General features: G+C 69.5%; 17 protein-coding genes. 8 read left to right on the top strand and 9 right to left on the bottom strand.

From position 1 onward, the window contains the following. Window positions 1-16: 16 nt before the first annotated feature. Together BLT25_RS06660 and BLT25_RS06655 are read left to right on the top strand one after the other, a co-directional pair. Window positions 17-1,039: an SGNH/GDSL hydrolase family protein gene (locus BLT25_RS06660; RefSeq protein ID WP_091043472.1), complete on the top strand. Its 1,023-nt coding sequence runs from the start codon at window positions 17-19 to the stop codon at window positions 1,037-1,039. Window positions 1,040-1,236: 197 nt separating this feature from the next. Further along, on the top strand, window positions 1,237-3,036 hold the full coding sequence (locus tag BLT25_RS06655; protein ID WP_256328477.1) for a penicillin-binding transpeptidase domain-containing protein: 1,800 nt from the start codon (window positions 1,237-1,239) through the stop codon (window positions 3,034-3,036). Between the two features lie 259 nt (window positions 3,037-3,295). Here the strand turns inward: BLT25_RS06655 and BLT25_RS06650 are convergent, their stop codons facing one another. The 3 genes from BLT25_RS06650 to BLT25_RS06640 all read right to left on the bottom strand — a co-directional run bounded on the left by BLT25_RS06650 (window position 3,296) and on the right by BLT25_RS06640 (window position 6,124). Beyond that, entirely contained in the window at window positions 3,296-4,798 is a 1,503-nt protein-coding gene (locus BLT25_RS06650; RefSeq protein ID WP_091043467.1) for a flotillin family protein, read from the bottom strand. A 15-nt stretch (window positions 4,799-4,813) separates the two neighbouring features. Continuing rightward, on the bottom strand, window positions 4,814-5,344 hold the full coding sequence (locus BLT25_RS06645; RefSeq protein ID WP_091043465.1) for a hypothetical protein: 531 nt from the start codon (window positions 5,342-5,344) through the stop codon (window positions 4,814-4,816). Between the two features lie 81 nt (window positions 5,345-5,425). After that, complete coding sequence (locus BLT25_RS06640) at window positions 5,426-6,124, bottom strand: pirin family protein (protein ID WP_091044308.1); 699 nt, start codon at window positions 6,122-6,124, stop codon at window positions 5,426-5,428. A 9-nt stretch (window positions 6,125-6,133) separates the two neighbouring features. Between BLT25_RS06640 and BLT25_RS06635 the strand changes: the two genes are divergently transcribed. Then, a complete protein-coding gene (locus BLT25_RS06635; RefSeq protein WP_256328476.1) occupies window positions 6,134-7,384 on the top strand; it encodes a glycoside hydrolase family 1 protein in 1,251 nt (416 codons plus the stop codon). 125 nt (window positions 7,385-7,509) lie between these two features. Then, window positions 7,510-9,006: a tannase/feruloyl esterase family alpha/beta hydrolase gene (locus BLT25_RS06630; RefSeq protein WP_091043464.1), complete on the top strand. Its 1,497-nt coding sequence runs from the start codon at window positions 7,510-7,512 to the stop codon at window positions 9,004-9,006. A gap of 78 nt (window positions 9,007-9,084) precedes the next feature. Here the strand turns inward: BLT25_RS06630 and BLT25_RS06625 are convergent, their stop codons facing one another. Both BLT25_RS06625 and BLT25_RS06620 read right to left on the bottom strand, forming a co-directional pair. Further along, the gene (locus tag BLT25_RS06625) at window positions 9,085-9,504 is read right to left on the bottom strand and encodes an HIT family protein (protein ID WP_091043461.1); all 420 of its coding nucleotides are present in this window, start codon (window positions 9,502-9,504) and stop codon (window positions 9,085-9,087) included. Window positions 9,505-9,521: 17 nt separating this feature from the next. Beyond that, window positions 9,522-11,522 (bottom strand): NADPH-dependent 2,4-dienoyl-CoA reductase, encoded by a 2,001-nt coding sequence (locus BLT25_RS06620; protein WP_176883666.1) that lies wholly within the window; start codon window positions 11,520-11,522, stop codon window positions 9,522-9,524. A 278-nt stretch (window positions 11,523-11,800) separates the two neighbouring features. On the opposite strand from BLT25_RS06620, the gene BLT25_RS06615 reads away from it, so the two are divergent. Further along, the gene (locus tag BLT25_RS06615) at window positions 11,801-12,676 is read left to right on the top strand and encodes a hypothetical protein (RefSeq protein ID WP_091043460.1); all 876 of its coding nucleotides are present in this window, start codon (window positions 11,801-11,803) and stop codon (window positions 12,674-12,676) included. Here the strand turns inward: BLT25_RS06615 and BLT25_RS06610 are convergent. Both BLT25_RS06610 and BLT25_RS06605 read right to left on the bottom strand, forming a co-directional pair. Then, window positions 12,598-14,043, bottom strand: a complete 1,446-nt coding sequence (locus tag BLT25_RS06610; RefSeq protein WP_091043457.1) for a glyceraldehyde-3-phosphate dehydrogenase — start codon at window positions 14,041-14,043, stop codon at window positions 12,598-12,600. The genes BLT25_RS06615 and BLT25_RS06610 overlap by 79 nt on opposite strands. A gap of 156 nt (window positions 14,044-14,199) precedes the next feature. Then, on the bottom strand, window positions 14,200-15,585 hold the full coding sequence (locus BLT25_RS06605) for a serine/threonine protein kinase (RefSeq protein WP_176883664.1): 1,386 nt from the start codon (window positions 15,583-15,585) through the stop codon (window positions 14,200-14,202). A 179-nt stretch (window positions 15,586-15,764) separates the two neighbouring features. Here BLT25_RS06605 and BLT25_RS06600 point away from each other — a divergent pair, with 179 nt between their 5' ends. After that, window positions 15,765-16,943 carry a CaiB/BaiF CoA transferase family protein gene (locus BLT25_RS06600; protein ID WP_091044301.1) on the top strand — a complete coding sequence of 393 codons (1,179 nt, stop codon included), beginning with the start codon at window positions 15,765-15,767 and terminating at the stop codon, window positions 16,941-16,943. Window positions 16,944-17,027: 84 nt separating this feature from the next. On the opposite strand, the gene BLT25_RS29755 is transcribed toward BLT25_RS06600, so the two are convergent. Continuing rightward, window positions 17,028-17,858 (bottom strand): hypothetical protein, encoded by an 831-nt coding sequence (locus BLT25_RS29755; RefSeq protein ID WP_176883662.1) that lies wholly within the window; start codon window positions 17,856-17,858, stop codon window positions 17,028-17,030. 273 nt (window positions 17,859-18,131) lie between these two features. Between BLT25_RS29755 and BLT25_RS06590 the strand changes: the two genes are divergently transcribed. Both BLT25_RS06590 and BLT25_RS06585 read left to right on the top strand, forming a co-directional pair. Beyond that, window positions 18,132-19,646, top strand: coding sequence for a flavin-containing monooxygenase (locus BLT25_RS06590; protein ID WP_256328475.1), 1,515 nt, complete (start codon window positions 18,132-18,134; stop codon window positions 19,644-19,646). 97 nt (window positions 19,647-19,743) lie between these two features. Then, complete coding sequence (locus BLT25_RS06585) at window positions 19,744-20,412, top strand: TetR/AcrR family transcriptional regulator (RefSeq protein WP_091043451.1); 669 nt, start codon at window positions 19,744-19,746, stop codon at window positions 20,410-20,412. Window positions 20,413-20,418: 6 nt separating this feature from the next. On the opposite strand, the gene BLT25_RS06580 is transcribed toward BLT25_RS06585, so the two are convergent. After that, on the bottom strand, window positions 20,419-21,336 hold the full coding sequence (locus tag BLT25_RS06580) for a LysR family transcriptional regulator (protein ID WP_091043449.1): 918 nt from the start codon (window positions 21,334-21,336) through the stop codon (window positions 20,419-20,421). Window positions 21,337-21,381 lie beyond the last annotated feature (45 nt).

Here is a 21,381-nt window from a genome sequence, read left to right as displayed (position 1 = left end):
GCTTTCGGGAGTTGCCATGAACGGTTCGATCTTCCGCCTGTCCAAAGTCCGCCTCGCGGTCTCCCTCACATCCATCGCCCTTCTCGGCGCCGGCCTCGCCGCCGCCCCAGGCTCCCCGGCCGCCGCGGCCGGGGAGCCTTACGTCGCGCTCGGCGACTCCTACTCCTCAGGAGTCGGCACCCGCACCTACATCAACGACGGCAGCAACTGCATGCGCTCGACCCTGGCGTACCCGAGCCTGGTCGCCGCGGCGAAGAGCTACAGCCTCAACTTCCGTGCCTGCTCGGGTGCGGTCGTCGCCGACGTCACCAACAGCCAGCTCAGCGCGCTGTCGACCTCGACCCGCTACGTGACCATCTCGGTCGGTGGCAACGACGCCGGCTTCGTCGACGTGATCACCGAGTGCGCTCTCCCCGCCTGGGCGAGCGACTGCGCGGGAGCGGTCGCGGGTGCGCAGAACTACATCCGCAACACCCTCCCGGCCAGTCTCGGGACGCTCTACTCGAGGATCCGGTCGGCCGCTCCCAGCGCGAAGGTGGTGGTCGTGGGATATCCGAAGCTGTTCATGGGCGAGGACTGCAACGCCCTCACCTGGTTCAGCCCGCAGGACGAGGCGCTCCTCAACGACACCGCGGTGCTCCTCAACAACACCACGGCCTCCCGGGCGAGCGCCGCCGGCTTCAGCTACGTCAACCCGATCAGCCGGTTCACCGGACACGCGGTCTGTGACAACCCCGAGTGGGTCAACGGGCTCTCCAACCCGATCGCGGAGTCCTACCACGCCAACACCGCCGGCCATCGTGACGGCTACACCCCTCTGGTGAGCTCGCCGCTCACCGGTGCCGCGGTCACCGCGACCCCGGCCGTGGTCACCGCGGCCGAGGCGACCGGTCCCGCGCAGGCCGCCAAGCAGAGGAAGTACGCCGCCCTCGACCGCCACATCGAGCCGAAGGTGTTCCAGCCGCCGACCCGTGAGCGTCTGGAGAAGCTCGCCGACCAGCGCGGCGTCGACCTGGACGCCTGGCTGGCGACGCACTGACCGGATGGGTTGTGAAGCCGAGCGTGGCCTACTGGTCACTCTCGGCTTCACAACCTCCGCGTTGGACAGGTGTAACCCAATCTTGGGGGCGAGGCTGATAGAACCGTTCCATGCGAGTCTCCCGGGGCATAGCGGCCCTTGCTGTTGCCCTACCGCTGCTTGCCGCCTGTGGTGGGGACAAGGAGCCGGTTCCGAGCGTGTCGACCCTGACCACCGCGCTGGAGACCGGAAAGTTCACGAAGGTCGACTTCGTGGCCAAGACCGATCCCGCTGCCGTCGCCGCCGACTACAGCGATCTGACCGGCAACCTGTTCGGGAAGCTCGGCGCGCCCGACGTGTCCGCGACCAAGCCGGTCTTCTCCGGCCACGGCACCGACAGCGCCAAGTCGACGCTCACCTGGGCGTGGGGACTGCCGGGCGGCCGGTGGACCTACGAGTCGGAGGTCGAGCTCCGTAAGACCGATGACACGTGGGAGTTCGTCTGGGAGCCGACGGTCGTCGCCCCGACGCTCGCCGAAGGACGCAGCCTCCATGTCGAGACCGTCCAGCAGCAGCGCGGCGAGATCCTGAGTACGTCCGGAGAGACCCTGGTCGCGGACCGGCCGGTCGTCACGGTCGGCATCGACAAGACCCTGATCGACCCGGTGGCGGCTCCCGCTGCCGCCCGGGACGTAGCCGCGATCGTCGGCATCAACCCGAAGCGCTACGCCAAGCGCGTCAAGGCTGCCGGCGACAAGGCGTTCGTCGAGGCGCTCTCGATCCGCAAGCCGATGATGACGAAGGCCAAGACCGCGAAGATCGCCAAGATCAAGGGCGCCGCGATGCTCAACCGGACGCTCCCGCTCGGCCCGACCAAGGAGTTCGCCTCGCCGGTCGTCGGCATCGTCGGTGAGGTCACGGCGGAGATGATGAAGAAGAAGCCTGGCACCTTCCTTCCAGGTGATCTCGCCGGGCTCTCCGGCCTGCAGGCGCGCTATGACGAACAGCTGCGGGGGAAGCCCGGGCTGCAGGTCGCGGTGCTCGGTGACGAGGGTGAGGTGCTCAAGAGGCTCCACAGCACCGACCCGGTCGACGGGAAGTCGCTGACCGTCACCCTCGACGCGCGGCTCCAGAAGAGCGCCGAGAAGATCCTGAAGCGAATCAAGCCCGAGAGTGCCCTGGTCGCGATCCGGCCCAGCGACGGTGCCGTGCTGGTCGCCGCCAACGGCGAGGACAACAAGATGAACCTGGCCACCTACGGCCAGGCGGCGCCGGGCTCGACCTTCAAGGCCGCGACCACGCTGGCGCTGCTGCGCAAGGGGCTGAACGCGAAGAGCCAGGTCAAGTGCCCTGCCAAGGCCACCGTCGACGGCAAGACCTTCAAGAACGACTCGTGGTACCCGAAGTCGGCCCTCGGCGAGATCACCCTCGCCCACGCCGTCGCCGAGTCCTGCAACACCGCCATGGTCGGCGTGGCCGGCGAGGTCGGTCACGCGGAGATCGCCTCCGCCGCCGCCTCGCTGGGCTTCGGGATCGACCGCGACGCCGGCTTCACCTCCTACTTCGGACAGATCCCCGAGCCCGCGGGCGAGACCGAGCACGCCGCCGACCTGATCGGCCAGGGCAAGGTGCTCGCCTCGCCGCTCGTGATGGCCACGGTCATCGGCTCCATCCAGGCAGGTCACACCGTGGTCCCGACCCTCGTCGAGGGCCAGGTCGCCAAGCCGTCGGGCGTCGAGCCGCTCGCCGCCGACGAGGCCGAGCAGCTGCGTACGATCTTCCGGGGCGTGGTCACCGACGGCACCGGCAGCGGCCTGGCCGACGTGCCGGGCAAGCCGGTGATCGCCAAGACCGGCACGGCCGAGTTCGACCGCAACGGCAAGCGCCTCACCCACACCTGGATGATCGCCGCGCAGGGTGACCTGGCCGTGGCCGTCTACGTCGACGAGGGCGAGAACGGCGCCGCCACCTCGGGCCCGCTCGTCGAGGCCTTCCTCCGGATGGCCAACGAGCGATAGAGACCGGCAAATAAGATGTGGCCCGGCCGTGAGGCCGGGCCACATTCAATTTCCCTCGGTGCTTCTCTACCGACGGGGGGAACAGTAGAGAAGCTCAAGGGGCGAGCCTGGCGGCCTTGCGGCCGCGAGGCCCGGTCGAGGCTTGGAGTGCTCCCTCCCTACGTCGACGTGGATACATAACCAGACTTGTTCCTGGCTGTCACGTTTATGTCCCTTTTCCACAGGATTGGTGACCGGGTGTTAGCAAGGTGTGGATCGGTCACTGTCCGGCAGGGATCTCGGCGGTGCCGTTCGCCGAGGTCGAGTCGGCGGCCTTGCGGAGCATCCCGCCGAGGTCGACCCCGGTCGTGGTCTTGAGCATGTTGAGGGTCTGGACGACGTTGTCGTTGACCTGCTTCGGGATGGCGCCGGCCCCCTCGGTGGAGAGCACGGTGAGGTTGTCGATGGCGCTGATCGGCGCCGCGACCTCCCTGGCGACCTGGGGCAGGACCTCGATGAGCATCTGCAGCACGGCGGCGTCGTTGTAGGACGCGAACGCCGCGGCGCGCTTGTCCATCGCCTCGGCCTCGGCGTGACCGACGGCCAGGGTCGCGGCCGCGCTCGCCTCACCCTCGGCCCGGGTCGCCTCGGCACCGGCCAGACGCAGCGCCTTCTGCGCGTCACCGCGCTTGGCACCCTCGATGGCCTCGGCCTCGGCCAGCGCGGCACGGCGGGCCTTCTCGGCCTCGCCGGAGAGACGCGCCTGCTCGGCGTCGGCCTCGGCCGCGGCGATGGTGGCCGCCTTGCGGGCCTCCGCGGCGGCGATCTCGGAGTTGCGGCGGCCCTCCGCCTCCTGCTCGACGCGGTAGCGCTCCGCGTCGGCGGGCTTGCGCACCTGCGTCTCGAGCTGTCGCTCGGTCAGTGCGGCCTGACGTACGGCGACCTTCTCCTGCTCGGTGAGGATGGCCTGGTCGCGGTCGGCCTGGGCCAGCGGGCCGGAGGCGGCGGCGTTGGCCGAGGCCGCGTCGGTCTCGGCCTTGATCTCGGCCTGCTTGAGCGCGAGCGCGCGCTGGGCGACCGCGATCTCCTCCTCGGCCTTGATCCGGGCCTGCTCGGCGGCACGACGCGCCTCCGCCTCGGCGATCGAAGCAGCCTGGGTGATGCGGGCGGCCTCAGGGCGGCCCAGGTTGGCGAGGTAGGAGCCGTCGTCGGTGACGTCCTGGATCTGGAAGGTGTCCAGGATCAGGCCCTGGCCGGTGAGGGAGGACTCGGACTCGTCGGCGACCCGCTGGGCGAACGCGGCCCGGTCACGGATGATCTGCTCGACGGTCAGACCACCGACGATCGAGCGCAGCGCACCGGCGAGCACCTCCTGGGTGAACGGCTCGATCTCCTGCTGCTGGGAGAGGAAGCGCTGTGCGGCCAGCCGGATCTGGTCGGCGTTGCCGCCCACCTTCACGATCGCGACACCTTCGAGGTTGAGCTTGATGCCCTGCCCGGAGACCGCGCCGCGGATCTGGACCGAGATCCGGCGCGAGGAGAGGTCCATGGTCGCCAGCTTCTGCACGAACGGCACGACGAAGACGCCGCCGCCGAGCACGACCTTCTGACCCGACAGGTCGGTGGTGAGCTGGCCGGTCTCGGGGTTGAGCACCGCCTTGCCCTTGCGGCCGGTGACGATGAACGCCTGGTTGGGACCGGCGACCTTGTAGCGGCTGGTGACCAGCAGCAGAAGCAGGATGAGAAGTACGACAAGGCCGGCGATCGGCACCAGCAGTTCCATGAGGACCCCTTCAGGTCAGGAGGTGATCTCGCGCCAGGTCGGCGCGACGGTGACTGCCGTCGGTGAGAGGACACCGGTGATGTGCACGGCGGTGCCGGGCGTGATCGCCTCGTCGGTGTCGGGAGCCTTGGCGTTGTAGGTCATCGTGTGGCCGCCGAGGGCGACCCGCACCACGCCGAACCCGTCCGCCGGGATCGTTGTGATCACGGCAGCGTCCAGGCCGACGGCGGCGTCCCCCGAGGGCGCCGCGTCGGTGTGCTCCTCCTTCAGCAGGCGGGTCAGCCACAGCGCGAACCAGGCGAAGAGTGCTCCGACGACGGAGCCGATCAGGACCGAGGGCAGCAGGCCGAGGTCCAGCGGCCCGTGGGCGATGGCACCGCCGAACCCGAACGCCGACACGAATCCGGCCAGCGCGGCCGTGGAGAACCAGTCGCTCGCCAGCCAGTCCAGCAGGCCGCCGAGGAAGCCGTCGAGGAGGTCGCCGATCACCAGCGACACCAGCAGGAGGCCCAGCCCGACGGCTCCGATGATGAGGAACGTCGTCACACCAAATCCTTCAGCAGAGTCTCCACACTGAGCAGCAGTCTAGGCGGACTGTAGCCGTCGTTTCGTCGCCCTGTCCGCGCTTTATCCGCCTTGGTCGAAGGTCCAGAGCAGAAGCTCCGTCGGTACGCCCGCGCTGACCGTGAATTCCGGCGGCAGATCCTCGCCGGCGGTGATCTCGAAGGCGTCGCCGGCGGTGAGCGGCTCGGCCATCCCGCTGCGCAGCAGCGCTCCGGAAGCGACGTGGAGATGGCGGAGGTCGCCGCCCGGGAGGGTGATCTCGGCGGGTCCGGCGGTGCCGACGCGACCGACCCGCAGCGTCCCCTGGTCCAGGCGGACGGCCTCGGTCCACTCGCCCTCGACGGCGGCGACGTCGTGGACGGCGTACGCCGGCGTGCCGGTGCTGCCCGCGATCCAGACCTGGATGAACCGGGTGCCGGCAGCCGAGGCGAACTCGGAGTGGTCGACACCGTCGCCGGTGGTGAAGACACCGACCTGGCCGGGGGCGACGGTCCCGGTGGCGCCGGTCGAGTCGGTGTGGGTCACCTCGCCGGCCAGCGGCCAGGTCACGATCGTGACCCCGGCGTGGTGATGGGTATCGAACCCCTCACCGCTGCGCAGCAGGTGTTCGTCGTAGGTCACGATCGGACCGAAACCGATGCGGTCGGGGTCGTAGTGGGGGCCGAACGAGTAGGTGTGCCAGGTTATTTTTCCTGGCCGGAGGCCGGGTGGACGTTCCGTGAATCGGGCGTTTCCTCGGCGGATCTGGGCAGTCACAGTCATGATTGTGCCGTGGCGTTTCCCAAGTTCCCGACTGGCTTCGTGTTCGGCACTGCAGACGCCACCCGGCCGGGGGGCGAGCAGGACGTTGCGCTGCTTCAACGCCTCGGTGCGCCTGGCTACCGGTTCGCGGTCTCCTGGCGTGAGCTTCAGCCGGGTGGGCGCGGTGCCTTCGATCCCGATGCCCGCGCTCGTTACGACCGCCTGGCCGACGAGCTGCTCGAGGCCGGTCTGCGCCCGTCGGCCACGCTCTACGCCGGCGAGCTGCCCGAGCCGCTGGCCGCCGACGGCGGCTGGCTCAACCGCGCCACCGTCGATGCGTTCGGCGATTACGCCGAGACGGTCGCGGACCTGATCGGCGACCGGATCCCGGAGTGGGTGCCGGTCCAGGATCCCAACGTGGCCGGCTACCTCGGATACGGGCTCGGCACGATCGCGCCCGGGCGCCGCGCGGGCTGGGGAGTCGTCGCGGCGATGCATCATCTCCTCCTCGCCCACGGCCGTGGTGTCCAGGTGCTGCGCGCCGCCGGTGTCGAGTCGGTCGGGTGTGCCAACCACCACGAGCCGATCTGGCCGCTCTCGGAGGACCCCGCCGATGTCGGCGCGGCCAAGCTCATCGACCTGGCCTGGAACGCGGTGCCTCTCGAAGCGATGCTGATGGGCCGCTATCCCCGTGACATCGCCGGTCTCGCCGACGAGGTCACGATGCCGGGCGACATGGCCGTGATCCGTTCGCCCCTCGACTTCTACGGGGTCAACTTCTTCGCTCCGCAACGCATCGGCGCCTCCGCCGAGGGCGACGACATCCCGTTCCGGATGGTGCCGCTCGTCGGCTATCCCGCCACCGACACCGGCTGGGGCGTTGTGCCCACCGCCCTGCGTGAGTGGCTGATCATCACCCGATCCCGCTATCGCGCCGCGATGCCGCCGATCGTGGTGACCGAGTGCGGTGCTGCGTACGACGCTCCGATGGTCGACGGCGAGGTCGACGACCAGGCCCGGATCGACTACCTCGAGGCACACCTGGAGGCGGTCTCGGCCGCGATCGAGCGCGGAGTCGACGTACGCGGCTTCTACGCCTACACCCTGCTCGACCGCGACGGCTGGGAGGCGCCGTTCACCGGGAAGGACTGGGAGGACGGCGTGGGCGGGAAGTACGGCTTGGTGCACGTCGACGCCGCCGGGGTGCGGACGCCGAAGCGGTCCTTCAGGTGGTACGCGGAGATGGTCGCGGCGCATGCCGAGGGAGCTCCCACCGGCTAGTTCTGATCCCTCGCCAGGTATGCCGCCAGGGGGTCGGCCAGGGTGTCTCCCTGGCGTCGGACCGGGGTGTTGCCAGGGAGTGTTCCTCGTGCGGCCCGAGCGGGCCGCACGAGGAGGAGAACGACATGAAGAGGCTCTTGGTCGCCGCGGTCCCGTTGGTCGCAGCGCTCACGTTCGCCGTGCAGCCGGCGTACGCAGGCACGAACCACCACGACCGGCCCTCCGCGGGGGCCACGACCGCGACCGGCCCGGGCAAAGCCGCATCGGAATGCGTCGTCCCGGACGTCTCCGCGCCCAAGGGTGCCCGGGTCGTCGACGTCACGGCGGTCGCCGAGCCGGGCGGCACCCTGCAGTTCCCGCCGTTGTTCGGGCAGGCCGAGCCGCCCCCGCCGGTGACCGGGGTGCCCGCGTTCTGCCAGGTCCAGGTCACGCTGACGCACGGTCGTGCCGGTGACCGCGAGCTGATCGAGGTGTGGTTGCCGGCGACCGGGTGGACCGGACGCTTCCAGGCGCTGGGCGGCAGCGGCTACCTCGCCGGCGGCTTCGGCCCCGACCAGGCGAACGCGATCAAGGCCGGGTACGCCGTCGGCACCACGGACGCGGGTGCGACGCCGACCACCGGGTACACGCCCGACTGGGCGCTGACCGCCGACGGCCAGGTGAACCGGACGGTCCTGGAGAACTTCGCCGAGCGTGGCCCGCACGAGCTGGCCGTCGTCGGCAAGGCGGTCACGCGCGCCCACTACGGCCGCGCGGCGGCGTACTCGTACTGGAACGGCTGCTCGACCGGCGGCCGCCAGGGCTACATGGAGGCGCAGCGTCATCCCGGGGACTTCGACGGGGTGCTCGCCAACGCACCGGCGATCTCCTGGGACCGCTTCGCCGTGGCCGATCTCTGGCCGATCGTGGTGCAGAACGAGCTGGACGACCACCTGACGAAGTGCGAGTTCGACGCCTTCACCGCCGCGGCCGTCGCCGCCTGCGACGGCCCGGACACGAACGGTGTCATCGAGGACCCGTCCGCCTGCGACTTCGACGCGAAGAGCATCGTCGGGCGGACCGTCCTCTGCGACGGCGAGCAGCTGACCCTCACGGCCACCGACGCCGAGGTCGTGAACCGGATCTGGGACGGTCCGCGCTCCTCGACCGGGAAGCGGCTCTGGTACGGCCTGGCGAAGGGCGCCGACCTCAGTGCGATCGGCACTTACCCCTTCCCGGTGTCGACCGGCTGGGTCGCCAGCCTGCTGAAGCAGGACCCGGCCTATGACCTCACCACGATCACCCAGGCCGACTTCGAGGCCTACCTCGAGCAGTCGGTGGAGCAGTACCACGACGTCATCGCCAGCGACGACGCCGATCTGTCCGGCTTCCGTCGTGCCGGTGGCAAGCTGCTGACCTGGCACGGCCTGGCCGACCAGCTCGTCCCCGTCGGCGGCTCGATCCGCTACCACGACGAGGTCGAGAAGCGCTTCGGTCGCCGGGCGACCAGCGACTTCTACCGGCTCTTCCTCGTGCCCGGCGCCGCCCACTGCGGTCCGGGTGCGGCCCCGGCACCTGCGGACCCGCTGGGGGCGCTGGTGAGCTGGGTGGAGGAGGGCAAGGCCCCTCGCAGCCTGTCCTGACCCGTGATCGCTAAGTGGCGGCGCACCCGGTGCGCCGCCACTCCGCCGTTCCTGGGCAGTCGTTCCTGGGCAGTGCCGCTAGAAGGCGAGCTTCTCACCGATCGCCCGGATCGCGTCCAGGTCACCCGGCTTCGGCACCCAGGGGAGGGTGAGCGAGTCCTTGGTCTTGTCGGTGTAGCGCGGGATCACGTGGAAGTGCAGGTGGAACACCGTCTGCCACGCGGCCGGCCCGCAGTTGTTGAGTACGTTGACCCCGTCCGCCTGCAGCACCTCGACCGCCCGCTTCGCGACCGCCTGGGCGGTCTTCGCAGTGGCTGCGTAGACCGCCGGGTCGGCCTCGAGGACGTCCTTGGTGTGCGTCTTCGGCACCACCACCGTGTGGCCTTCGGCCGCCGGGGCGATGTCGGTGAAGGCGTACGTCTCCTCGTCCTCGTAGACCTTCGTCGAGGGGATGTTGCCCGCGACGATGTTGCAGAACAGGCAGTCGGGATCGCTCATGTGCCGAGGCTATCGGGTCACAGGCCGGCTGCGACCTCGGTTCCCTGCTTGATCGCGCGCTTGGCGTCGAGCTCGGCGGCGACGTCGGCGCCACCGATCAGGTGCCAGTGCTCGCGCTCGGTCCACAGGTCTCGCACCGACTCCTGGCCAGCGCAGAGGATCACGTGATCGACGTCGAGCGTGCGCGGCTCGCCGTCGACGGCGTAGTGGAGGGTGAGGGAGTCGTCACCGGCCTCGATCTTGTCGTACGTCGCGCCCCGGACCTGCTTGACGCCGTCCTGCTTCAGGTGGGCTCGGTGGGCCCAGCCGGAGGTCTTGCCGAGGCCGATGCCGATCGGGGTGGCCTTCCGCTGCAGCAGGGTCACCTGGCGAGCCGGTGCCTCCAGGACCGGCCTGGTCAGACCGCCGCGGAAGGTCGCCGGGTCACCGACGCCCCACCGGGCCTTCCACTCATCGAGGGTCTCGGGCTGGTGGGTCAGCCAGGCGGACACGTCGACGCCGATGCCGCCGGCGCCGATCACCGCGACGCGACGGCCTGGGACGACCCGACCGGCGAGCACATCGGCGTACGTCACGACCCGCTCGTCCTCGGAGCCGGCGATCTGCGGGAGCCGCGGCGTGACACCGGTGGAGACGATGACGTGGTCGAAGGGCTCCAGGTCAGCGGTGGTGGCCTCGGTGTCGAGACGTACCTCGACGCCCAGCACCTCGAGACGGCGGGTGAAGTAGCGCAGCGTGTCCTTGAAGTCCTCCTTGCCGGGCACCGCCATCGCGAGGCGGAACTGGCCTCCGATCTGCGAGGACTTCTCGAACAGGGTCACCGCGAAGCCGCGCTCCGCGGCCGAGGTGGCGGCGGCGAGGCCGGCCGGTCCGGCGCCGACGACGGCCACCTTCTGCTTGAGCTTGGTCGGCCGGAGCACCAGGGTGGTCTCGCGCGCGGCGCGCGGGTTGACCAGGCAGGAGGCGGCCTTGTTGGCGAAGGCGTGGTCCAGGCAGGCCTGGTTGCAGGCGATGCAGGTGTTGATCTCGTCGGTGCGGCCCTCGGCGGTCTTCTTGGCGAACTCCGGGTCGGCCAGCAGCGGTCGGGCCATCGAGACCAGGTCGGCCTTGCCGGTCGCGATCGCCTCGTCGGCGAGCTCGGGAGTGTTGATCCGGTTGGAGGCGCAGACCGGGACCGACACCTCGGCCTTGAGGCGGGCGGTCATGTCCAGCCACGCACCACGCGGGACCTGGGTGATGATGGTGGGGACCCGCGCCTCGTGCCAGCCGATGCCGGTGTTGAAGACCGAGACGCCGGCGTCCTGGAGTGCGTAGGCGAGCTCGATCGTCTCCTCCCAGGTCTGGCCGTCCTCGACCAGGTCGAGGATCGAGAGCCGGAAGATGATCGGGAAGTCGTCGCCGACCAGCTCGCGCGAGCGACGTACGATCTCCACCGGGAACCGCATCCGGTTGGTCGCGGTGCCGCCCCAGCGGTCCTCACGCTGGTTGGTCCGCTCGGCGAGGAACTGGTTGATCAGGTAGCCCTCCGAGCCCATGATCTCGACCGCGTCGTAGCCGGCCCTCTTCGCCAGCGAGACGCTCTTGGCGAAGTCGTTCACGGTCGCGTCGACGGCCTTGTCGGAGAGGGCCGCGGGCTTGAACGGGTTGATCGGCGCCTGGACGGCCGAAGCGCTGACCGAGAACGGCGTGTAGGCATAGCGACCCGCGTGCAGCACCTGCATCGCGATCGCGCCGCCCTCCTCGTGCACCGCGCCGGTGACCCGGCGGTGCTGGGCGGCGTGCAGCCGGGAGCTCATCTCGCTCGCGAACGGCTTGAGCCAGCCCCGCTTGTTGGGCGCGTAGCCGCCGGTGATGATCAGCCCGGTGCCGCCGCGCGCCCGCTCGGCGAAGTAGGCGGCCAGCTTCGGGATGTCCCACGCGTGGTCCTCGAGGCCGGTGTGCATCGACCCCATCACCACCCGGTTGCGCAGCGTGAGCGACCCGATGGTGATCGGTGAGAGCAGGGATTCGTACGCCATGGACCGTATGCTACTCATGAGTAATAAGAAGTGGCCAGTGTCCGGTCCCTGGTCGCCACCAGGGGCCGCGCTTGAGTCGCGGGCCGCGGGTCAGGCGATGATCTCGTCCTTTTACTAGACGATGACGCTTTGTGAATCCTTCACAAGCTGTCATCGTCTAGTAAAAGGACGCGAGCCGACTTCTGATGGGCGGCGCCGACGGACTTTCCACAGGGTTATCCACAGGCTGCGAGTTTGTGGTCGAAGGACCGTGAGATTCTGCCTACCGTCCGTAACCCATGGGGATCACGACGCGCGAGGCGATACGCCGCATCTGCGAGCTGCACATGATCGGGAAGGTCGAGGCGAACCGAGTTCTGACCGCCGGCCTCGCCGGCCCGGGGCAGAAGGTGGGGAGTGCGATCGTCTATGACGAACGGAGGTTGGCCGACCTGCTGGCCCGCCCGCGTTGCACGGACCAGACGCTGGATGCGGTCCGGCCGGTGATCGTCAGGCTCGGCCGCGAGCGCAAGCTGAACCTCTCCCAGACCTGGGCGGAGCAGGCCGAGGTCGTCAGACGGAACTGGTACGTGCCGCCCCTCCTCGGCCTGATGCTGGACCGCTGGGGCTGCCTGGACGGCCGCCGCTTCCCGCTGGTCGCGACGATCGCCAGCTGGGTGGTGTTCGGTGCGGAGGTCACCGGCCACACCTACGACAGAGGTGCGCCGCCGGCTGCGAACCGAAGCGCTCCGCCTCGTACGTTTCACGTCGAACCAGCCGGCGACTGGTTCGCGCCGATCGAGGAGACCTGGCTGCCGCTCGAGCACGGACCGACGGTGACGGTCTGGGGTGCGCCGGTCAACGGGCCGTTGCGTGAGGTCGACTGGCTCAGCGTCGATGCCGAGAAACAGAAGGAGCGGGTCGAGTACGAGATGTGGCTACGGTCCGCGCCCGTGCTCCGCGACGTCGCACAGGTCGGCCTGACCAGCGCCGACGCCATTCTCTGGGCCTGGAACGAGACCGCCCCTCCTCGCCCGGAGACCGGGCGAGGAGGGGCAGCCATGGTGGTCGAGCCTGTCGAGACCACCGAGAAGAATCAGGCAGAGGGCGCCGGGAAGGTCGGGTACTCGACACCGGAGATCGACTGCACGGTGCGGACGACCTGGCAGGAGTAGCCGAACTCGTTGTCGTACCAGACGTAGAGGATGGCGGAGTCGCCGTCGACGATGGTCGCGTTGCCGTCGACGATCGACGCGGCGCGGGAGCCGATGAAGTCGGAGGAGACGGCGTCGCGGGCGGTGGTGAAGTCCACCTGGCGACGCAGCTCGCCGGTGAGCGAGGCCTCGCGCAGGTAGTCGACGACCTCTTCCTTCGAGGTCTCGCTCTTGAGTGAGAGCGACAGGATCGCGATCGAGACATCCGGGGTGGGGATGCGGATCGAGTTGCCGGTGATCTTCGCCTTCAGGTCCGGGAGCGCCTTGGAAACGGCGGAGGCGGCACCGGTCTCGGTGAGCACCAGGTTGAGCGGTGCGGAGCGGCCGCGACGGTCGGCCTTGTGGTAGTTGTCCAAGAGGTTCTGGTCGTTGGTGAACGAGTGGACCGTCTCCACGTGACCACGGGAGATCCCGAAGCGGTCCTCCATCAGCTTCAGGGGCGGCACGATCGCGTTGGTCGTGCAGGAGGCGCAGGAGATGACCTTCTCGTCCCCGGTCAGGGTCTGGTGGTTGACCCCGTGGACGATGTTGGGGACGTCGCCCTTGCCCGGCGCGGTCAGCAGGACCTTCTTGATGCCCGGGCGCAGGTGCTGCTCGAGCCCGGCCTGGTCACGCCACTTGCCGGTGTTGTCGATGAGGATGGCGTCCTTGATGCCGTACGCCGTGTAGTCGACCGTCGTGGGGTCGTTGGAGTAGATGAACTGGATCGGGTTGCCGTTGGCGATGATCACGCCGTTCTTCTCGTCCACCGTGATGGTGCCGGCGAACTGTCCGTGGATCGAGTCGCGACGCAGCAGCGAGGCGCGCTTGATGAGGTCGTCCTCGCCGCCCTTGCGGACGACGACGGCCTTCAGCCGCAGACCGTGGCGCGAGCCGGCCTTCTCGACGAGGAGCCGGGCGACGAGCCGGCCGATCCGGCCGAAGCCGTAGAGCACGACGTCCTGGCCGCCGTTGCGCTCGAGCTTGTTCTCGCCCGTTGCGCCGGACAGCTTCTCGGCGACGAAGTCGTCGACGGAGAGACCGCGCTCGTCCTCGGCGTACTGAACCGCGAGCAGGCCCAGGTCGATCTTCGAGGGGCCGATGTCGAGCTTGGCGACCGCCTGGAGCAGCGGGAACGTCTCGGTGACCGAGAGCTCCTCGCCCTCGATCTGGCGTGCGAAGCGGTGGGCCTTGAGGATCGAGATGTCGGACTTGCTCACCAGCGACCGGCTGTGAACCAGGATGGTGACATCCTTCTCGCGGTAGAGCTTGCCGATGATCGGGATCATCGTCTCCGCGAGCTCCTCGCGGTGCTGCCAGTCGTTGAAGGTCTCGTCGGTGTCGCTCACAGCTCAACTTTCAGTTGCTCGGGAAGGCCCATTTCGGGGCGGACGGCACACTCCGCCAGGCTCGATTATCGGCATCCCCAGAGCCCCGGCCACCTTGATCGATCCAACCTGGGACGCGGTGTGACCGGGGTCTCGCGAACCCCTCCGGCGACCTGCTCAGGGAGTCGCGGTCGCCGTCGGATCCTCGGCGGGATCCTCGGTCGGCTCGACCGTCGCGGTCTCGGTCGGCTCGGCGGTCGGCGTCGCGGTGGCCGGGTCGGTGGCCGGGTCGCTGGGGGCCGTCGCGCTCGAGGCCGGCGACTCGGCGGGCATCGTCTCGCCGTTGGTCGCGCCGTCACTGGGGGCGACCTCGCCGTCGCCCTCCGCACCCTCGTTGCCGGGTTCCTCGCTCAGCCCGGGGTCCGTCCCGGTGTCGACCGAGCCGCCGACCGGCGTGGTCGGCGCCGTGCTGCTCTCGCCGGTGGTCGGCTCGGCAGACGGGGTAACCTCGCCGACCTTCGGGGTGTCTTCCTGGCCGGGCAGGAGGCCGGGATTGGCGGCAACGGCCACGCCGGCCGAGACCAGGACCACGGCCGCCGCGGCCAGGACCGCGACCTTCCAGCGTCGGGCGGCAGGCTGGGCGGGCTCAGCGAACGTGGGTGCCATCGTCGGCAGGTCGGCGGTGTTCGAGGAGGCCGTGGCGGGGTGCGGAGGGCGAGCGATCCCGCCCGTGACGGCGGCCGGCGACAGCGTGCCGACGCTCGTCTCCTCCTCCGAGGTGACCGGGGCCGGCAGCAGGGTCCAGTCGCCGTTGGTGGCGAGGATGTCCGCGGCGGAGGGGCGTCCGGTCGGGTTCTCGGCCAGGCAGGCGGCGACCAGCGGGCGCAGGTATACCGGGCACAGGCTCAGGTTGGGCGACTCGCCCGTGAGGAGATGTCCCATCGAGCCGATCTCGCCGCTGAACGGCCAGCGGCCGGTGGCGGCGACGAAGGCGACCAGGCCCAGCGCCCAGATGTCGACGGCGCTGGAGAAGGTGCCGGTCTGGACCTGCTCGGGCGCCTGGTAGCCGTAGGTGCCGACCGCCTTGCCGGTCTGGGTCAGCGAGGTGCCGTCGACGGAGCGGGCGATGCCCATGTCGATCACGCACGGGTCGGTGTCGCCGTAGAGGATGTTGCCCGGCTTGATGTCGCGGTGGACCAGCCCGGCAGCGTGCACCGCGGCGAGGGCCTCGGCGACGCCGGCGACCAGCTGACGTACGTCGATCTCGGACAGGCGCTGACCGGATCCGATCACCTTGTTGAGGGGCGGGTCGGCGACGTACTCGCTCGCCATCCAGGGCTGCTCGGCACTGGGGTCGGCGTCGAGGACCCTCGCGGTGAAGCGGCTCTCGACCCTCTTGGCGGCCTCGATCTCCCGCTCGAACCGGGCGCGGAACCCCGGGTCGGAGGTGAGCTCGGGAAGGATCGCCTTGACCGCCGCCTTCATGCCCGCGGCGTCCTCACCCAGATAGACCACGCCCATGCCGCCGTGGCCGATGCGGCCGATGAGGGTGTACGGACCCATCTCGCGCGGATCGTTCGCGGTCAGGGGGCTCGACTGGACCGACTGGGGGGACGTGGGGATTTCCCGAGACAACTTCTCTGCTCCTGTGCACCGGCGAGTGTGCATCGGAGCGTATCGGACTTGACTCTGAGATCCGGGCACGCCGCGTGGGCGGTTGGAATTCTGGGAGCATGACGGTCATGACTGAGTCGACGGAACCATCCACAGTGACATTGGGCCAGGGCACCGGACCCCTCCGCGGGGTCAAGGTCGTCGAGCTGGCGGGGATCGGGCCGGGGCCGCACGCGTGCACGCTCCTCGCGGACATGGGTGCGGATGTGATCCGGGTCGACCGGCCGGGCGGCAACGTGCTCGGCGGGGGTGCCGGTGACCTGCTCACCCGCGGCCGCCCGAGCATCGCGCTGGACCTCAAGAACCCGGACGCCGTCGAGACCGTCCTGCGTCTGGTCGAGACCGCCGACGTGCTCATCGAAGGGCTGCGTCCTGGCGTCACCGACCGTCTCGGCCTGGGTCCCGACGCCTGTCTGGAGCGCAACCCGCGCCTGGTGTACGGCCGGATGACCGGCTGGGGTCAGGAGGGCCCGCTGGCCCAGTCCGCCGGTCACGACCTCACCTACATCGCCACGACCGGCGTGCTCAACGGGCTCGGCCAGGACCGCGCCCGGCCACACTTCCCGCTCAACCTGCTCGGTGACTTCGGTGGCGGATCGACCTACCTGGTGATGGGCATCCTCGCCGCGCTCGTCGAGGCCAAGACGACGGGCCAGGGGCAGGTCGTCGACGCCGCGATCGTCGACGGCACCGCCCACCTCGCCACCATGATCTCCGGCATGCTCGCCTCCGGCACCTGGCACGAGCAGCGGCAGAGCAACCTGCTCGACGGCGCGATGCCGTTCTACGCGCTCTACGACACCGCCGACGGTCGCCAGGTCGCGGTCGGTGCGCTCGAGGGCAAGTTCTTCGCCGAGATGGTCACCCGGCTCGGGCTCGACGGGGTCTGCCCGGGGCAGTACGAGATGGAGCGCTACGACGAGATGCGCTCCCTCTTCGAGAAGACCTTCGCGTCGAAGACGATGGCCGAGTGGGCCGAGCTCTTCGAGGGCACCGACGCCTGCGTCGCCCCCGTCCTCACCCCCTCCGAGGCCGCCACGCATCCGCACCTGCAGGCCCGCCAGACGTACGTCACCCACCACGGCGTCACCCAGCCCGCCCCCGCTCCGCGGTTCAGCCGGACCACCTCCACCTTGGGTGCCGGACCGGCCGCCAGCGCCGGCCAGCACACCCGCGAGGCCCTCGCCGCCTGGGGTGTCGACGACGCGGACGCGCTGATCGAGAAGGGCGCCGCGTTCCAGGACTGACCAGCAAAACGAGTTGTGAAGCTGAGGGTGACCTATAGGCCACTCTCAGCTTCACAACTTGGTCAGTGCTTGGGGCGGGTTGGCTCAGTCCTTGTGGACCAGAGCGACAGCGCGGCGACGCAGGACCACGACGAGCGCGGTGCCGGCGGCGGCAGCGCCGGCGAGCATGGCGAGCAGCGGCCACATCGCGGGCACGGGGGAGTCGCTGTCACCGGCGAGGCCGGCGTCGATGTCGGTCGGGACCTCGGAGTCGCTCATTGGTGCGGCGGAGGACTCCTCGTCGGCGGGCTCGCTCTCGTCAGAGAGCGGGGTGGCCTCGGACGGCTCCTCGGACGGCTCCTCCGACGGCGACTCGGACTCGGTGGGCTCCGAGGGCGTCGGAGTGGGCGTCGGAGTGGGGGACTCCGACTCCGGAACGGAGCAGTCGCCGAACCAGAAGACCTTCGACTTGGTGTCGTTGCCGATCGAGCCCGGGGTCTCGACGGTGACCTTGGCGTGGAAGCCCTGCTTCGGGTGCGGGATGCCGCTCGAGGTCAGCGTGTAGGTCTCGCGAGCGTCCAGGCCGGTCTCGGTGCCGGCGCCGCTGGCGGAGTCGCCGCCGACGGTGACCTCGAGCGGACCGTCGATCTCGAGGTCACCCTCGAGCGTCGGTGCGTGCAGCACGATGCTGACCTTCGAGATGACCTCGGGACCCTCGTCGAAGCCGTACCACTCGATGTCGAACGAGCATTTCTGGTGCGGGTTGTTCTCGGGCGTGTCGTCGGGGGCGTCGTCAGGGAGGGCGCTCTCCTCGATCTTGACCGTGCCGTTGTTGCCTGCCGGGTCGTCATTGCCCGTCGCGAAGGCCGGAGCGGATGTTGCCGCACCAGCGAGAGCGATGCCGGCGAAGACCGCGCCGGTGCGTACCAAACTCAACACTCGAAAACCTTTCGAAGACCATTGGCCGCACTGTGCGGCCCGCATGCAGCCTCAGCCACCGAAAGCGATGGGTGAGTGACCCCGAAATCGCCGTGGATGCGTGCCGCCCCCACGACTGCAGACCGCAGCGTAGTGACTTCGCGCGCGGTTGCGGAAGTTGGGCGGCACTTGTTTTGCCGTGTCGTTCACAGGAAGTGGAGATCCGGATTGCTTGCAAAAGTTTGCGAGACAGGGTGTCGCAAACATGTACTCCCGGGTAACCTGGCCCACATGCATGTCGACGTACTGATCATCGGGGCCGGCGTCTCTGGCATCGGAGCGGCCGCACAGCTCCGCGAGCGACTGCCCGGCAAGACGCTCGCGATCCTCGAGCAGCGTGAGGCCAGTGGCGGCACCTGGGACCTCTTCCGCTACCCGGGCATCCGATCCGACTCCGACATGTTCACCTTCGCCTTCAGGTGGCGGCCGTGGGAGAGCGCGCAGGCCCTCGCCGACGGTCACCAGATCCGTGACTACCTGCGCCGCACGGCGAAGGACTACGGCGTCGACAAGCTGATCCACTACGGCCACAAGGTCACCGGTGCCGCGTGGAGCACCGAGGACAAGCAGTGGACGGTCTCCGTCGAGGCCGCTGACGGCCCGGCCGAGATCACCGCCGGCTTCCTGTGGAACTGCTCGGGCTACTACGACTACGCCAACGGCTACCAGCCGGAGTTCGCCGGTCTCGACGAGTACGAGGGCACCTTCGTCCACCCGCAGCACTGGCCCGAGGACCTCGACTACGCGGGCAAGAAGGTCGTCATCATCGGCTCCGGCGCGACCGCCGTCACCCTCCTGCCCAACCTGGCGGGCGAGGGCAGCGACCGGGCCGAGAAGGTGACGATGCTGCAGCGCACCCCGACCTACATCCTCTCCCGCCCGGGCCAGGACGCGATCGCGTCGCTGCTGAAGACGGCCCCGTTCAAGCTGCTCGGCAAGCTCCCCTTCAAGCGCGTGCGCGAGAAGATCGGCCACGAGACCGTTCGCTGGGAGAACATCGCCCTCACCGTCGGCACCTACCAGATCGCCCGCCGGGCACCCGGGGTCGTCAAGAAGGTGATCCGCGACCAGTGGATCAACGGCCTCACCGCCCGCGGCGGCCGTCCTGGCATGACCAAGGACGAGGCGATCGCGTACGTCGACAAGCACTTCAACCCGCCCTACAACCCGTGGGACCAGCGGATCTGCTTCGTCCCCGACGGCGACATGATGAAGTCGATCCGCGAGGGGTACGCCGCGGTGGTGACCGACCGGATCAAGGCCTTCGTGCCGAAGGGCATCGAGCTCGAGTCGGGCGAGACCCTCGAGGCCGACATCGTCATCTCCGCCACCGGGCTCAACCTGCGGCTCTTCGGCGGGCTCGACTACTCCGTCGACGGCGAGCCGGTCAGCCTTCCCGAGCAGATGGCGTACAAGGGGCTGATGATCACCGGGATGCCCAACTTCGCCTACACGATCGGCTACACCAACGCCTCCTGGACGCTCAAGGCCGACCTGGTCACCGACTACGTGATCCGGCTGCTCGACTTCATGGGCGAGAACGGCTACGACGTCGCCGCGGTCACCCGCGACCCGAGCGTCGAGGAGCGGCCGTTCATGGACCTGTCCTCGGGTTACATCCAGCGCTCGCTGGACCTCATGCCGAAGGCCGGCGACCGGGCTCCGTGGGCCGCGAAGCAGAACTATCTCGTGGATATGAAGGCCCTCGGGTCGCCGGTCGCCGACGGCGTGATCCGGTTCGCCTGAGCCCCACCTCGGCAGCCGCTGCGGCGCCGGGTCTGTGATTACTGTGACAGGCGTTCCAGACCCGGCGTGAAGTACGTGGGACTACGATGGTCCCACCATGGATGGCAGGGCAGTTCGCTGGAAGCGTCACAACGATGACCGACGAAAGCGCATCGTCGATGCCGCGATCGGTCTGATCGAGACCGAAGGCGTCAACGTCAGCCTGCAGGCGATCGGCCAGGCCGCCGGGCTCTCCCGCTCAGTGGTGTACCGGCATTTCGCCGACCGGCGGGAGCTCGACCTCGCCATCCAGGCCGACATCCTCGACGGTCTGTGGGCCAAGCTCTTCCCGGCGATGGAGCTGACCGGATCGATCCGGCAGATCATCTCCCGCACCGTCGGGGCGTACGTCAACTGGGCGCTCGAGCACCCGCTCCTGCACCAGGTGGCCGACGTCGACACCGCGCCGAACGGCACCGGGCCGCTGCAGCAGGGCCTCGACCGGATCGCGGAACGGATCAAGGAGCTGATCCTCGCGGCGTTCGAGCTCACCGGCGTGGAGGTCTCCGAGGTCGACAAGAAGGCCGTCGACCCGCTGATCTACGGCCTGATCGGAATGGTCTTCGGTGCCGTACGCCGCTGGGTCCACCTCGGCGAGGGCATCCCCGATGCCGAGCATCTGACCTCGGTCGTCACCGAGGCGATCCTGGCCATGATCGACACCCGCACGACGGCGTACGGGCTCTCGATCGACCACGACCAGCCGCTCGAGGAGCTCCTCGGCTGATCCACCTCAGCCGGGCAGTGTCAGGTCCGCCGGCACCACGCGAGCCAGCGCGGCACGGCATGCGATGATCCCCGGCGAGTCGGCGATCGCGGTCCGGGTCGCGGTGAAGACCGTACGCCGCGGCGAACCCGGCAGTTCGATGAGCCGCACGGCGGTCCGGTGGCGGACCCGCATCAGGTCGGAGAGGAGCGCGACGGCGTTGCCGGACTCCACGAGCGCGACGTGGGCCTCGACGTCGTCGGTCTCGTAGCGGACCTCGGGCTCGAAGCCTGCCCGGCGGCACTGCTCCTCGATCCAGTGGCGGGACGCGGTGCCGGGTGGCTCCATCGCCCACGGGACACATCCGGCGTCGGCGAGGGAGGTGATGTTGTCCCAGATCGCTCCAGATCCGCGGGGCGGGAGGGCGAGCCGGAGCCGGTCGGTGGTGAGTGGCTGCCGGTCCAGGCCGTCGAAGTGCGGGGCCCCGTGGTCGGGGTAGTGCTCGGCGACGACCAGGTCGAGCTCGCGCAGGGCGAGGTCGTTGAGCGCCTGCTCGGGCGCGCGCTGCGACAGCATCACCCGCAGCCGGGGGTGACGCCGGGTCAGGTCGGCGAGCGCCTGCGGCATGTAGGCGAGGGCCACCGACTGGAAGACGGCGACCCGGACCGTGCCGGCGGTCGCGTCGCCGAGCGCGGTGACCGCGGCCTCGGCCGCCTCGAGCCGGGCCAGGATCTCGGTGGTGTGCTCGACGAGCACCTCCGCCGCTGCGGTGAGCTGAACCCGTCGTCCCGCCTTGGTGAGGAGGGGGACGCCGACCTCCTTCTCGAGCAGGCCGAGCTGCTGGGAGACCGACGACGGGCTCTGGTGGAGGGCCTCGGCGACCTCGGCCAGGGTGCCGCGCGCGGCGAGCTCGGCGAGGAGCCGGAGGCGGCGTACGTCGAGCATCGCGACCCTTCAGTTTGTCTTATGAATAAACCCCAGGAAACATCG

This window comes from Nocardioides sp. YR527 (assembly GCF_900101045.1).
Classification (GTDB): Bacteria; Actinomycetota; Actinomycetes; order Propionibacteriales; family Nocardioidaceae; genus Nocardioides.
The sequence above is the reverse complement of the archived record's forward strand: the minus strand, read 5'-3'. Positions and strand labels throughout refer to the sequence as shown.